This is a genomic window from Legionella jamestowniensis (genome assembly GCF_001467745.1).
Classification (GTDB): Bacteria; Pseudomonadota; Gammaproteobacteria; order Legionellales; family Legionellaceae; genus Tatlockia; species Tatlockia jamestowniensis.
Map to the genome: position 1 here is coordinate 313,061 of NZ_LNYG01000013.1, position 15,788 is coordinate 328,848.

The window sequence follows — 15,788 nt, forward strand, 5'->3', positions numbered from 1 at the left end:
TTCATGGAATTGATGCCTATGACTACTGTGGATGGACAAGCACTATCAACGCTTCTTCAAATGGCTCAAGAACCCATTCTTTTAGTATCAGAAGAGTATATTATTCTTGATGTAAATCACGCTCTGGAAGATAAATTAATCCTTAAAAAGAACCTTCTTATTGGAGCTTCGCTCACTAATTTCTGCTCGAAGGAGGATTTAAAGAAAATAAGTAAATCTAATCTTAAAAAAATTACCTTAAAGACAAAGAAAAATAAGTGTATTTGTTATGCCTTAATCATCGAATCACTCACCCAAGATAAAAAAGAAACTGTTGCTAGACCTCACGAGGGCAATTCTCAGGCGACACCAATTGAAAAGAAAATAGAAGATTACAGCAACACCAATTATCAATACCTTGAAGCAATCATTTCTGAAATTCCTGTGAGCGTGTACTGGATGAATAAAGATTATATCTATCTTGGCTGTAGTAATAGCATGGCAAAGCTACTTAATCTGCAATCACGGCATGATATTGTAGGTAAAACCTATGCTGATTTATATGATAAAAAATCGGCTGACTTTTATAAAAAATCCGATAAGTCAGTCATTGAGAAAGGAATTTCATTAAGCTTAGAAGAGCCGCTTTATCAACCAGATGGCACAAAACTTATTTATTTATCCAAGAAAGTACCCTTGCATGATAATAATAGGAAAATCATAGGTATGCTAGGAATTTCAACCGATATTACCGAAAGAAAACAAATGGAAATTGATTTAAAGTTGGCTAAAGAAGCCGCTGAAGCAGCAGATCGCGCTAAAACAGAATTTATTGCCAACATGAGCCATGACCTGCGCACACCGATTTCTGGGGTAATTGGTATGGCAGAAATTTTAGAAGACGCCTTAGATGACAACGAACACAAAACAGAAGCTCATATGATCCACGACAGTGGTGAAGAGCTACTGTCTATGTTTAATGATATTATTGATGATATAAAAGCTGGCAACATTAATTACGAAGAATTACAAGAAGAAGCATTTGATTTGTACGAAAGCATTAATGATTTAATCAAACTAGAGCTCCCTACTGCCATTGCTAAGCAGTTAGGGCTGCATTTAAAAATCGATGAAACAGTCCCACGAAATATTATAAGCGACCGTAAAAAAATTCAACGCATTCTTTTAAATTTATTAGGAAATGCCATTAAATTTACCAAAACAGGGAGTATAACTGTTGAAGTAAAATGTGTCGAACACAATAATGACCGGGCTAGGGTTCAATTTAGCGTGTCTGACACAGGTATTGGGATCCCGAAAGAATGGCACAGCAAAATATTTGAACGTTTTTTTCGTTCCACCCCTTCTTATAAAGGAATTTATAAAGGCTATGGCTTAGGGTTACACATAGCGAGCAGCTACGTTAAATTGCTAGGTGGACGCATAACACTAACCAGTATAGAAGGAAAGGGCAGTACGTTTCAATTTGAAATACCATGTCAAATAGCCAACATCTCTGATAAAAAAAGCAAACCTTCTCTACCTAGTACACAACGCTCCTCAAACTCTCTTCTTTGTTTACTGATAGAAGATAATGTAGCAGCTTTAAAAGTTTTGGAAGCACTAGTCACAAAAGCAGGTTTTAGCTATAAATCAGCTACAAGTGGTGAAGAAGCACTGAATTTAATTAAATTGATATCATTTGACCTAATCGTAACTGACATCGGATTACCTGGTATTTCAGGTACTGAATTTTGCTCACTAACCCGGCAATGGGAACATGATAACAAGAAAGCACCTCAACCTATTATTGGATTAACTGGTCATGCTCGTGAAACAGCCTATGAGGAATGCATTGCCTCGGGTATGAACGATGTTTTTACAAAACCAGCCAACTTAGAACTCATCCACAGTTTAATTAAACGATTCTCATTAGGAGATTCTTCGATAGAACAGGAAAAAATGGATACTACTCCTGATATTGTGTTGCATGACCTTCCCGCAACAGAAGATGAATTATTTCAATTAGAAAAATACGCATTGCTTGATGTCGAGGAAGCACTAATCAACTGCGGAAATAACAAGGCATTGTTAACTGAATTACTTACTTTAATGACTCATAAAGAAGTACCAGAAGATTTAGAAAAAATGAAGAATGCTTATGCTATCCACGACTTTTCTATGGTGGAAAAACTAGCTCATAAGATAAAGAGTGGTGCTGTTTATGTTGGCGCCACACGGATGAAATATGCTTGCCAATTTCTCGAGCGTTATTGGAAATCTGGACAACGCGATTTATTTGAAAAATTGTATCAACAAGCACTCTTGGTTATTGATGAGAGCATTCATGAAATTAGCCATTGGTTAGATAACCAATAATTTATTTGTAGTTAATAAAAGCTAATTAAAACACCATCTATTTGAAAGAGTAAAGATCTAGTTAGGTGGAACGAGGTTATCGTTAGTAGTATGCAGATTCTAGTTCTTTAAAAACGTAGATAGCAAACTATCTAATGTTGAAATCTTTTAGTGACTTCATTTTAAATAAATCCCATCTCTCCAATTGGAACCTATTAATTTATAGTTTATAAATTTTATGGAAAAATTATCGCTAAAAATTTATTAAAATCTTCCTTTCACTAAATTTTGACCAAATCTGTTTTAAACGTTAAAATGTGGCATTTATATGGGCACCTCGATCGCAAAATGTCTTTATTTCATGTTAAAGGATTGTAATGCGTATTAAGATTTCCGAACTAGAAACCCTGCAAGCTCCTGTTATTGCTAAAAAATACTCTCAGCCACTTTCTTCAACATTGACACTTATTGGAAATTTTGAGAATGCTACGGTTGCACAGAGCTTAGCAAGTCTTCCAAGAACTATAGCAAATGTTGCTTTCATCTATGAAGCGATTTACAAAGAGGAAACAGGTCGCATACAAGCGGGGCCTGACACTGATGTTGAGATACCCACGGGCTTTTACCTGGTTCATGTTAGCAATAACTTGCCCCTTTATACCGCCAATCTCCCTTTCACTGTCAAAAGCCTTACCATTAAATTAAATCACAATAACGGCAATTACCCTTTACATGAATTTGAAATTGATAATTTAGTGAAAGCAATTCAATCACTTCGTCCTACTATTCAATCCCTTGATTTATCAAATGTTTATTTAGATTTTAATCCTGGCAATAGCTCACACTCCTACTATGCAGAACTTTACAGACAATACCTGTTAAAAAGAAAGCAACTTTTCAAGGGCATCCCTGAAACGGTTCTTTCTGTAGCCCTTTCCTGGCCTGAAGGATTAAAATTTTTACACAAAAAAATAGAATTACTAACCCTGGTACAAGCTAATCTATTCAGCTTGCCTCAAAAAAAGCTAATCGAATTATTTGATTGTATAAGCCCGAACTTAAAATCCCTTAGTCTTAAAGGTAATCAACTCTATCGTTTGCAAAGAGAGCTCCTTTCTGTTCTTTTTCCTAAACTGCCACAAAATCTGCAACAGCTTGATTTAAGTGAAAACCAGTTATGGCAAACCACTCCAGACTTTGTGGTGACCTTATTTAAAAATCTACCCCCTGGTGTGCAAGTTTTGGATTTAAGCTTTAATGGTCCTTATGCTCCTGGTTTTAGACAGAATGAATTAATACGTTGTCTTAAAGAGATTCCAGAATCAGTGGAAGAGTTGGATATTAGCGGTAATGGCATTCTACAATTAGAGCAAGAGAAGGTTAAAATCATTTTTAACGCTCTTCCTAACACCTTAAAACGGCTACGATTTTCCGAACAAGGCCTTCCCGGTTTAAATCCAACACAATTAAAAGTCAGGTTTAGCCTTCTGCCAGCCCATATTGATACTTTAATTTTTAGTGGGAGCAATCTTTTTGGGCTTACCATAAAAGATTTCCTCATTTTATTATCGGAAGTTCCGAAAACAATCACTACCCTCGATTTAAGCAATACGAATTTAGGGGAAAAAACTCAAGAGGAGCTAACAGAATTATTGTCTAACCTTCCTCCTCATGTTAACAAAGTTAAATTGAATAACAACCAACTGATAAAGTTAGGGAACAGTCGCTTTCAGGCTGCTTTAAGTGCTTTAACTAAAACAGTCACTGACGTTGATTTTTCTGACAATGGATTTGATGCGTTATACCCTGAACAATTCGCACGTTTATCCAACGTTATCCCTCAAAACATTAAAAAAGTCACTTTCGATGCACACAAATTTGGGTTTAGGCTTGACGGCAGTTTAGTACCTTACTCCAACAACCGTTATACCCGCCTTTTTAAACCAACCAGTGAAGTAGTTCATCAAAAAGAATTTGCGCGACTTCGGATCGTATTAATGCAGTGGATGGAATTAGTCTTGGCCCATCAGCTCGATAATGACATTCTTTTCATCATATTTAAGCATCTTTTTAATGCATCAACGAAAGAGTTTTTACATATGACTAGTCAATTGTCAATAAAACTTATTTCGACCATTCCACCGGATAATATTAATGATGAAAAACAGCAAGAAGTAGTCAATGCAGCTCTTCAACGAATTCAGCTCCTGGAGGAAGAAGCCTATCATTTGGACTTGGGCCGTTGTGGGCTTAATAGGCTTGAGGAAACTGACCTTATTAAAACTGTGTATGATAAAATTCCTCAGCGAGTTTACTCAGTTAGTTTGAGAAGCAATGGCTTTCAATTTAATAAAAAAACAATGAAGCGGTTATTTGAAATTTTAGTACATCTTCCCAAAAAAATTAATATTTTAGACTTAAGCAACCACGGATTTGAAAAATTTCATGCTGCCCAATTAACCCTTCTTTTTTCTCATTTACCACCATGGATAAAACGGGTCTCTTTAACTGATGAAAAACCACTTAGCCCCAAATCTCAAGTCGCTCGAAGAGTTTGGCCGCAATCGTATCGCAAGTTAATCACTCAAATTGACGATGATTTATTGAAAGCTTATTGTATTCTTAAAGATTATACCAAAGACGACTCTCCTTTTTGGCGTTTCTTATATGGTCACTGGAATCGACATTTTTCGGCTGAAATCACAAATTTAGTAAAGAAAATTGAGTATGGTAACATTACCTCCCTGCCTCAATTGCTGTTTGAACTGGAACAAATTCCTTTACAAAATTTCGCAGGCTCATTAAGCAGAAGATTAGCTTTCTTAAGCTATGCATCTAAAGAGACATTTTCCTTTAGTGATGATCCAACGCATTTGGAGATGGAAACACTGGCCTTATGAGGATTCTAACTGATGACTAATTTCTATATTTGCCTCGATGTGACATCCGATGCTTCTCAGGCTACCATTAAAAATGCTTACCAGCGTCTACTCCTGCGCCACCAGCAAAACGAAGATACCGGCTGTGAATTTGAGTTAATCCAGGAAGCCTATGACACCTTAAGGGATCCCAAAAAGCGAAGACTTTATGATATTTCTTTGTGGGGCCCAGACGCTGCCCATTATTTGCGATTTGAACGCGAGGGGCTTCGTTTTGCGTTAATCACCAATCCTCAAAAATGTAATTACTATGCCTATATTTCTGCTGTATTTCGATTGCCAGAAGAGGAACACCTAATTCCAGGAACAAATCCTCCCTACATTTTTGACCAAAAGCTAGACTATGTCGCTTTTCGCATGTATGAAAGAGAAAATTATTTAAAACGCTTTCCCAAGTTAAATGCCAAGCAAAAAAATGAACTCGAAATTATTCGCCTTAATACTGAGTTAAACATTGCAGTCTCAACTGTTCTTTTTGGAATTAAAGAAACAAAGCAACTTTACGATTTATCACTTGGGATTGTTAGCAACTCGGAAATGGCTGAAATTGAAAAACTCGTTGGTGGACAGGATAAATTAGTTAAACACGTTAAAAAGGATCCTAAACTTGATATAACCCTGGGCGTTTTGGCGCTTAAAAAAGCCAACCTATTAAACCCTGAAAATTTTTTAAAACTCAGCCAGGCAAACGGTGAATTGGCATCAATTTCCATAGTTCTTGAAGACTTATATCAAGCAGGACTATTAACCCAAGCCAATTTTCAACTCTTGTTACAGCATGAAAAACATGCTCTTGCCTATGAAAACGGATTAAGCCGGATGGGACGAGTTGGGCTTGTCAATCAGAAATTTTATGAAGTATTAGTTCATACAAATCAATTCGCCGGGGAAGTAGGCACTGCCTTAGAGGATTTATCCATCCTAAGTATTTTTAATGAACTCACCTGGCAAGTCATTGCTTATAACATTCCAGGAGCGGGTATCTGGGAACCTCTTCGCCAGATGAAATATGAAGCAACAATTAAAGTCGCCTCACTACACTAAAAGATATGCCCTTCAAGGTTATCGATTTTATTTATTTTTTTCAGCGATCGGATTACCTCCAATAGCAGTATTAGGACGTTCATTATGGTAGCTTTTCGACGCTCTTCCGCGTAAATTTTTTAAACGGCTATTCTCTGCCCCACTGTCACTAAATCTTGATTTTTTCATGCAAAATCTCCTGCGTATAGATTACGAGAAAACTCTACTTTTGACAGCTGCTATTTTTCGGAAGGATTACCATATCTTCATCTGCGTCATCAGAAAAAAACCAATCTTTCAGGGAACTTTTTTCATTTAAATGTTTTTTCGAAATAGAGTATTGAACAGGAGTATTGTTTTCCTGATTATTCTTAATTAGTTTAGCAGCAATCAAAATTGTTTCGTTGTCTGTTAATAAATATTCTATGGTTTTAAGAAAATTTGTACGTTGTTCTTCAGCAAACATCCATTCGCCAATATTGCTTACATAGAGCGTATCAACTTGAAAGAAGTTAGTTATTAATATACTACGTATAGTAAAGAAAACGCTGTTATTGCATATGTCTTCTGTAATAATAGCGATTTTATCTTGTAAAGCTAGTTTTCTAATATGGGCATAACGCTCTTTTGTATATAACCAACTGGTTTCTCTTTTTTCTTCAAGGGCAATCTCTTCCAAGATAGAAGTATGATCAGAATAGGGATATTCATCGCTAACATTAAAGCTGAATTTAATACTCTTTGGACCTATAGTGCCCAGATAAGATTCTCTATCAACGTTAGTTCGGGAACCCTCATATTTATATTTTCTAACAAATTCTGTCATTTTAACAATGAACATTGATTTGTCTTCATATAACCTGATGTATTTTAATGCAGTAGAAAGGAAAAGCGTATTTTCTGGATTAACATCACAAATAAAAGCACGAGATGAAAGGCGCTTTGCCATAATGTCAAAATTGTGCCACCCAGAAAAACCGACGTGTACTGGCTCGGTAATAAAAGGAAAAAAAGTTAAAGCTTTGGACGTATTGACTACGCCACTTTCATTGGTATTGATATATATACCAGACGCATTAGGAAATGGGAATTTTATTGCAGGATTATCAAATTGGCGTAATTTTTTGGAGAGAGCATCTTCTTTTTTGATACCACTTATAGGTCTACGTAGAACAGGAATTTGGCTTTCAATTTTTTCTTTTGACATAAATAAAATCATCATTAAATTAAAATGTGTAAATTTTAACCTATGATGCTTAAGGAAATATTAGATCCAGTAAGCAAGATTAGGGATTAAGGGATACAAATAAATCCCTTAACACCAACTTACTGACGCCTTGCCCACCTATACACCATAAATAACTGCAGGCAGATTAAAAAGCACAATCTGTGGGCATTACTACTAAATCTCTAATACATATCCTCTGTGGTAACTTCCAACAAAACATAATTATCTCCGCTAACTCTTCTGGCATAATAAATGTCGGGTTACCTAACATTTCACAGTATGTTTCGAAACTAATTCCCATGGTGGAGTGAATATTGGTTTTAACTAACCCAGGAGCGATATTCATAATTCTGACATTATTTTTAGCTTCTGCCATTTGTAAGCTTTCGCTAATACAACGAACAGCATGTTTACTTGCATGATAAGTAACGCCCAAAGGGCTTGGCTTGCGATCGCCTATAGAACTAATATTGATAATGGTACCTGATTTTCGAGCGGACATATCAGGTAAAACGATTTTAATACCGTTAACAACTCCTTTTATCAATACTTCTATTTCATAATGAATTTTATCAATGGGAAGTTCTTTGAATTCTCCCACATTAATGAGACCAGCATTATTAATCAAGCATCCTGTTTTCCCGTATTTTTGCTCTGCCTTGCCTATTTCTGCTTCAAACCGCTCATAATCCGTTACATCCAATGCTGCATAAATAACGTCATGGCCCTTGAACTCAGCTATAGCTTCCATATGGCGACTTATTAAAAGACAAGGATGACCAGCTAACACAAATTGTTTCGCAAGGGCTAAACCAATACCTGCACTCGCACCCGTGATAACTATAAGAGATTTTTTAGAACTCATTTCTTCCCTTTTTTTACATGAATTCAAAGCTGAATATACACTATGTATAGGATCATTACCCAAATGGAAGCGAAATAAAAGGTGCTTAAATTATTTATTACATAACTATTCCCGGTTGCTGCAAGCGTCAACTAGGCTACGTATGCTACCTTGTCCTTGAGATAGAACCAACATGAGTAAATATTAAATCGGTCAAATTTCTCTTGTATTAAGTATGCTTTGCACTTCATTATCGATTACTAAAGCAGGGCTTAATTGAGACAATTGATATTTCTTACCTATCTTCTCAAACAAATCCTTTTGGTTCTTAAAAAATGCATTTAGTCCGGAAATTGAAGTACTATTTAAGGAGAGCTCATTGTTGCGTTCTGAAAGTTCTGCGATGGCATTTTCTACTGTTTTATGAAAAGAAATTTTTATATCTGTGTCAGATATAGATTCTCTAAAAAGATTTGCTGCATCGTTAAAATTCCAATAACGTAAAAATTTTACCACCAAATGATCTTCTGGATTCATAAATATCACCTAACTCATCAGTTATAAACATCGCCGTCACTGTATCATATAAATACATTTAATTTAAATTAAAAGCATCTTGTCCATGGTTCTCAATGTGGGAGAAAGACATTTGTCCATTATCGGGTATTTCCACTCGGTGTTCATCACGTTTAAGCATCGTTCGTATCTGTTTGCAAAATAAAGCTTCTTTGTAACTGTCATTGCTCGGATTAAGAAATGTATAAATGCTCAGAATATAATTGATACTTGTATCATCAAGCTCACTTAATTTAAACCCTGTATCTAATTTTATGAAACATCGATTAATAAACTCAACAGCAATATACTCCTTATTATCTTTAAATTGATTATACAAATGTTCAATAATGAGTTTTTTATCTTGCAACACGGCTTCTTTGTAGCTAGGGAACTCTTTGAAATTATCATTCGCCATTTTCACAATCGCTGAAAAAGGTGTGGTATAAAGCTGGTGAATGGTTTCAAAAATTTCGCATTTTATATGCTGTGATTGTAGGAACTGCCTAGGAAGAGGTGGTTCAACATATCGTTGCTGAGATTGATGATAAAGAGTCGAGTTACCTAAATTACTATATTGTTGAAATACCGCGTTAATAATATCGAAGGGATTTGTAAAATTTAACCAATCACTGTCTTCTTTAATTCTGGCGTTTGTTTGCTCTGTAAGTGTTGGAACTTGGACATCTATATACTCGACGCTCTCAGTATCCTCTATGCATTCCTCAACACAGTCTATCTCTTCTTTTGATCTCTTCAGTACTTCTTGATCCTGTTTATCTAAGTGAGTTGAACTAGTTTCGCTTGAAAAAAGAGTAAATTTAACAAGGCATTGCCCAAAATCAATTAAAGTAACTTGAAGGTGTGTGTCATATTCCACTATTCCCCAATTAGTATCTCCCCTATCCACTCTACCAAGAACTGTTAATAAAACAGCACATGTACCAAGTCCGCGTACAGGTTTTGTTTTTCCTGTTTGAAATTCAACATTACCTTCAGAATGAATTTTGTAGCCAAGGATTGTCTGCGCACTATGGTTATAGGAGGCCTTCCAGGTTTTAAAATGATCTATAAAATCTGATCCTAAGAACAATTCGTTTAAATCTTTTCCATAATACCGTTTATATTTAGGGGTGCAATACGGATTAATAGCACGTATTAAATCCCCACAAAATATCTCGCGTGAGATCGCAAATAGTTCTTCATTGGCTTCAATTTCATCAGCATATGAGCTGTCATAGAATGATTCATTACCACCAAGATCACCTACCTTTATCAAGGTTTTTTTTGCACTATTTTCCTTTTGAGCAAGACAAACAACGGAATTACCTTTAGGTCCATCTGAAAAACGAGTAAGGCGAGTTGTCTTTTGTGGATTTTTTTTAGATAGTTTAAAAAATTGCAAGATACACCTCTATACGTTAGCAATCTAATGACCCACTTTAAGTAGTGTTGCTAGTCAAATGCTTAGAGATGCGCAGCATAACAAAATTTTTTATATCGTCAAGGCTTCTACATTCCGCGCCGTCAAGGAGCGGAATGTGTAAATATTGGCTTTAAAACCCCATATACTAAGGGTTCAGAATCTTATTCTTAATATATACACCCGCTTCTTTTAAATTACTGTCTATCCATGCACCACTGGCACAGGTATTCGTTTTCCAAATTGCCCCTGAACGAAAGTCATCCGAATAATTCCAGTTTGTCCAGCCGATCTGCTTATTGGCCATAAGCTGCATGTAGCGATCAGACATGGCAAAATCATTCGCCCCATCCCCGCTAAAGGTTTGGGTGCCAAATTCGGTGACAAAGATGGGTAATACTTGGGAGGCATTATCCAATGCACCCAGATAGTTATCTCTGTGGGAAGCAGCATAAAAATGAAAGGTATACATCACATTAGGAAATTGTACGGGATTATTCACTATTTCTTGGTAAGTTTGCCCCTCTGATACCCCTAGAGAGCTCCATCCTCGAGTACCTATAAGAATGGGCGCTTTGGTGTCGATTGCCCTAATAACAGGAATAATTTGGTCGGCATAACTCTTAATGGTTGCCCAACTTACACCATTCGGTTCATTGGCAATTTCATAGAGAATATTATTTTTATCTTTATGAATAGTGGCTATCTCAGTAAAAAACTGCTTCGCTCTTGTGAGATTGTAATTCGGATCACCGGGGTTTAATATATGCCAATCCACTATTACATATATACCTCGGTTATAAGCCTCATTGATCAAAGCACTTACTTCCTGGGTGAATTTTGTTGGATTTGTTTCATAACCTCCTTCCTGGACGTACAAAGCGACTCGAAATACATTTGCTTTGAAGTTTTCAACCAGCACATCCAAGGATTGCGGAGTAATGCATTTACCTTGGCCATACCATTGCAAACCATGGGAACTCATTCCTTTTAGCTGAATAGGATTGCCATGCTTATTGCACAACTTGGTACCACAAACGGTCAATTGCCCATTTACTGCGACAGGAGTACCCGTGCTATCCGGACTAAGCGTTATGGTTTCTTGCGCATTAGCGACAACCGTTAATGGTTGAGGAGAAAACTCTATCGTATAACCTGCAACCGTTTCTGCGGATATTGTATAAATTAATCCCTCAGTAAGTAAGATTGAATTTGAGCCAGCTCCGTTATTTAAATTAATCGTTTCGATTACAGGAGCTGAGTTGTCGTTAGGTGTGAGGGTGATTTTCAAAGAGGCCAGCGTTGACGGTGCACCGGTTACATTGAAGGGAACAAGATGCTGATTAACCTGGATACATTGGTAGGTTAGCTGACTTGCCGGAGCGGTATTGGCATTGGCAGTTAGACTATCAGGCGTAAACGTTGGGCTACATGTATAACCATTGTAACTTATTGCCTCAGTGGAAAGATTATAGACACTTCCCTCTTTTAATTGAGAAACAGTGGTAGAAGAATTCCAGACTACTGGTTGGGAAATAGAATGACCTGTCTGATTTTGAGTCAACAAGACAGTAGGATTTTGCGTATAACCAGTAAGTTCAGAAGAAAGTTCTTGTACGTTAATTACTACTTTCCCCAACTGTTCGACAAGCGTGTAGCTCACTGTAGCGTTGACTGTTTGCTGGTTTTCTATATTGACATTACTGGGTTGTACTGTTCCCTGGTAATTATTGCCATTGGTAGTGGATACCGTTTCGGCGGATAAATGATAGTTTCCAGCAGCTACCCCTGGCAAAGTAGTGCTTGATGCCCAAGGTAGTTGAATAGTATTAACAACTTGTCCGTTCATGGATAAATGGACAAGCGCATAATTTTGCGCCACATCAGCCGGTTTATTCGAAGTATTGTTTAATACCAGTGTCCCTGCCTCTACTGTTGTACCTAAATACACATGAGCACTACCATCCACGTGGTTATCCGTACTAACACCGTATTTAATATGAATGGAGCTACCGGCTGGTAATTTGGAATTAGCCCCAGGATAAGAAGGAAAATGCAAATTGAATGTGGCTAAAAAAGTGCCATCACCTTGGTTTTGCGAGCTGATGTTTAATGCATTATCAGGATACGATAAAGGTGAAAATTCACCCCAAAATGAGGTGTTAATCGCTGTTGTACTTTTAAAAGTGACCGTTGTATTTTGAAAATCAACCGTTTGGCTGCAGTTATTGGTTAATTTTAAAGTAACGGTTTTCCAATACTGATCACCTATTGCTGTAAATTGTGAGGTAACACAGGGCGTGGGTTGAGCTATAGGGTGAGCGGAAGTCACTTGACTAAGCGCTAAAAAGCTTAAACCGAGTAAATAGTTTCTCAAGATATTGCTTCCTTTCAATAAATTGATAATCAATAATTCAGAATTTTAAAAGAATCTGAATTACCTGACATCGAAGTAAACTTTAAAAAGTATCCCAATTTTTACTTAAAGTAAATTCATAAGGATACAATTGTTAATATATAGTGGATTATTTTATCCCTTTATGGTTAAATATTGCTCATTCATTTAGAGCCATAGATAGATAGAATTATGCCAAACAACATACGAACTCCTCTCACTGCCCAGGACTTATTGAATTTTCATGGATGTTTAATTGATTTGCAGTCTAGGCAATTAGCGCAGCATTTTGCAAATTATCTAGAACGAAAGGCAACCCATCAGAATGACAATATTGATGATGCGGCTATGTTTGCCCCTTTTGAACATACAATTAACCATGTTTACCGAAAACTTGGTAATGATGTTGTAAGACAAATTATTGAAGACATTAAAGACAATAACGGTTTACTCATTGAAGAAATAGTAAAAAATAGCGACTTTCAACTACTAAAGAAAATACTAGAAGGTCAAATACAATTAAATACCCCTCTACCATTTAGTCCTTCAGTGACTACTGGTGAATCTTCAGATTCAACAAAACAATTACTAGCTCAATTAAACCAAAACTCTAATGCATTCTCTGAAGAGATTACAGATCTTGATAGTTTTAACCACAATTCTAATACACTCTCTCAAAATTTTTATGAAGAAATTACAGGTCTTGCTGATTTTAATCCCAGCTCTAATACATTCTCTCAAAATTTTTATGAAGAAATTACAGATCTTGATGATTTTAACCACCATTCTATCGATGGAATATCGAAATACCAAACCGTTAAGTTAATTGTTTGGTGTATCAATATGGGTGCAAGTGAACAGGCTATTATCGACAAAATACACACTAAGTTATCTGAACTATGTTTAGATAAAAACATTACGATTGAGATTGAAGCCAGATTCTTTTACGGTAGTTCCTTATTGGATGATAAAGGTCCTCATAAACCAATTATTGAAGATAATAAAATTTTTAAAGAGTATGGCATCACCATTGAGCAATTAAAAGACGCAGTTGCCTATGAATCTCAGAAAAACGATAATGTATTAGAAATAAAAATACTTTTTTCTCAAACTGCCTCATGCGGTGGTTATTCTTCTGCGAGCCGTGGTGCAAAAGATACCAAAAACGACGTCATTTTTATGCAAGATTTTAAAACCGCCTACGCACTCTTGTTGCCCGATATTGTAATTGCTGAAAATTTACCACAGGCAGCAACCCAAGCAAAAGTACATGAGCAGATCAGCGAATTATTTAAAGTCCGCGGCGAAAATTGGTTCTCCCAAAGCACTTCTTTCAAACACGCTGATTTTACTGCAACGGACCGTGAACGTAATTACGTTATTGCAACTAATTTTCTAATGAATAAGATAGAATTACATCCAAAACCGCGTCAACCCGAACAATATTTATTTTCGCAAAATGAAATTAAAAAATATGAACCATTACGTCAAATTATGACAGAAAAAACAAAAGTAACAGGGTTACGTTTACCAATTAATGATACAGAATCATTCCTTAAATTATTACGTACATTTCTTCTCTGTAAGCATAGAAATGATGATTTTAAAAAGCATTATCTGATTATTTCAGGCAGAAAATGTCTTGAAGTTTTTCCAAAGTTAAATGGTGAGAAGAGAAAAGATTCTAAACTACAAAAAGGCTTATCTGTTAAATTGAAACCAAAAACTGGACGTATTACCTTTACAGGTTATTTAAATGGAAAAAACAAAAAGACAGATATTTTTGAAAAACACCGATTGATGCACTCCAAATACAAGACTCCTACACTCTACGGTCATGTTTTAAATTTTAGTTTTTGGGACAAACTTCGTGCACCTTATATTCCTGAACTGTGTTTAATGCAAGGCATGTCAAAACGGTTCACTGAAAAATTGATGCTCTCGATAGAACAAGATGACAATTTTGAGAGTCCAAGCAATTTAATTGCAATGCTTAGTCATAGTTTATCACCTAAAGTTGTTACCCCATTATTATTACATTGCATTTTGCAAAAACTGGTATCCGAGAACATTTTACCGCCTGAAATAACGGAATTTAAAAAGCTCAATGATCAAAATCAAAACTATTCTGAAAACAATAACAATAATAACAACAACTCAAATAATAAACTACCAGAAAAAATTGAACCCTCAATTCTTTCTTTAAGTGAGGATATTGATCTCGATCAATATGACTTGGTTGAAGCTAATCTTTATGCCCAGGATCAACATGGAAATATTTTAAAAAATATAGAGGCAGAAACCATTTATTTATTACGTGATAAACGCAGTGGTAACCTTTTATCGAAAGATATATTTTTCTCGTCTAAACCATTACATGCTTTATTTCAGAAAGGATATTTAGGACACTATTCAGAAGAAACAGGAAGAAAAAGAAAAGCATCAAAAGTCATACCTCAGCTAATGATATCTCTTAAAGAGGATCAAAACGAATCTACCTTGTATAGTGAGACTCATCTCGCAAACGTGGAGCTTTTAGATGACGCGGAAAGAGATACTACGAGCATCGAAATGCGAAGTAGCCTTGAAACTGATCTTGGTTTTTTTAATAAACGTAATAGAACTGAAGCGAATAACAACAATTATCATTTGCAGGGGGACGATTTGAATAATCCCCCGATGTTCACGTAATTATGAGCTTTGGAGTGGGGTCTCTGCGTATTTGAGTTTATCGCAAAACCTTATTAGAAGCTGGCAAATACAGGCTCCAACTCCATTATAAGAAACCTTATTTCAGGCTGTCATTAAGTATGGGATGTTTACAATTATATGTTATTCCCTATAAAGCCTCTGCCTGATGCCTCAATAGAAACTGTTGCCGAAGAGTAAAAAATAAACTGAGTCGTTGCCTCAAAATAAGTGTTGCTTTTTAGAGGATTTACTTTAGTAAAAAATAATTGCTGTTGAGCCTGGTGGATATGTGGGCGAGAAGCCTGTGAGTGTGGGCAATAACTGAGAATAACGTTTTTTTGTTATTCATAGTT

General features: G+C 36.0%; 10 protein-coding genes. 4 read left to right on the forward strand and 6 right to left on the reverse strand.

Annotated features, from left to right (window positions below):
• Positions 1-27 precede the first annotated feature (27 nt).
• The 3 genes from Ljam_RS05770 to Ljam_RS05780 all read left to right on the forward strand — a co-directional run bounded on the left by Ljam_RS05770 (position 28) and on the right by Ljam_RS05780 (position 6,320).
• The gene (locus Ljam_RS05770; RefSeq protein ID WP_218151924.1) at positions 28-2,358 is read left to right on the forward strand and encodes an ATP-binding protein; all 2,331 of its coding nucleotides are present in this window, start codon (positions 28-30) and stop codon (positions 2,356-2,358) included.
• Between the two features lie 356 nt (positions 2,359-2,714).
• Positions 2,715-5,237: a DUF5617 domain-containing protein gene (locus Ljam_RS05775; RefSeq protein ID WP_058449176.1), complete on the forward strand. Its 2,523-nt coding sequence runs from the start codon at positions 2,715-2,717 to the stop codon at positions 5,235-5,237.
• Positions 5,238-5,249: 12 nt separating this feature from the next.
• Positions 5,250-6,320: a J domain-containing protein gene (locus Ljam_RS05780; RefSeq protein ID WP_058449177.1), complete on the forward strand. Its 1,071-nt coding sequence runs from the start codon at positions 5,250-5,252 to the stop codon at positions 6,318-6,320.
• A gap of 27 nt (positions 6,321-6,347) precedes the next feature.
• Here the strand turns inward: Ljam_RS05780 and Ljam_RS15150 are convergent, their stop codons facing one another.
• The 6 genes from Ljam_RS15150 to Ljam_RS05805 form a co-directional block, all read right to left on the reverse strand.
• Positions 6,348-6,488 (reverse strand): hypothetical protein, encoded by a 141-nt coding sequence (locus tag Ljam_RS15150; protein ID WP_156411914.1) that lies wholly within the window; start codon positions 6,486-6,488, stop codon positions 6,348-6,350.
• A 34-nt stretch (positions 6,489-6,522) separates the two neighbouring features.
• Complete coding sequence (locus tag Ljam_RS05785; protein WP_131762428.1) at positions 6,523-7,506, reverse strand: LIC_10091 family protein; 984 nt, start codon at positions 7,504-7,506, stop codon at positions 6,523-6,525.
• A 166-nt stretch (positions 7,507-7,672) separates the two neighbouring features.
• On the reverse strand, positions 7,673-8,392 hold the full coding sequence (locus tag Ljam_RS05790; RefSeq protein ID WP_058449179.1) for an SDR family oxidoreductase: 720 nt from the start codon (positions 8,390-8,392) through the stop codon (positions 7,673-7,675).
• Between the two features lie 192 nt (positions 8,393-8,584).
• Entirely contained in the window at positions 8,585-8,908 is a 324-nt protein-coding gene (locus tag Ljam_RS05795) for a hypothetical protein (RefSeq protein ID WP_058449180.1), read from the reverse strand.
• A gap of 58 nt (positions 8,909-8,966) precedes the next feature.
• On the reverse strand, positions 8,967-10,331 hold the full coding sequence (locus Ljam_RS05800; RefSeq protein ID WP_058449181.1) for a hypothetical protein: 1,365 nt from the start codon (positions 10,329-10,331) through the stop codon (positions 8,967-8,969).
• Positions 10,332-10,497: 166 nt separating this feature from the next.
• Positions 10,498-12,726, reverse strand: a complete 2,229-nt coding sequence (locus Ljam_RS05805; protein WP_058449182.1) for a glycoside hydrolase family 5 protein — start codon at positions 12,724-12,726, stop codon at positions 10,498-10,500.
• Between the two features lie 252 nt (positions 12,727-12,978).
• Between Ljam_RS05805 and Ljam_RS05810 the strand changes: the two genes are divergently transcribed.
• Positions 12,979-15,435, forward strand: a complete 2,457-nt coding sequence (locus tag Ljam_RS05810; protein WP_131762430.1) for a hypothetical protein — start codon at positions 12,979-12,981, stop codon at positions 15,433-15,435.
• Positions 15,436-15,788: the final 353 nt, after the last annotated feature.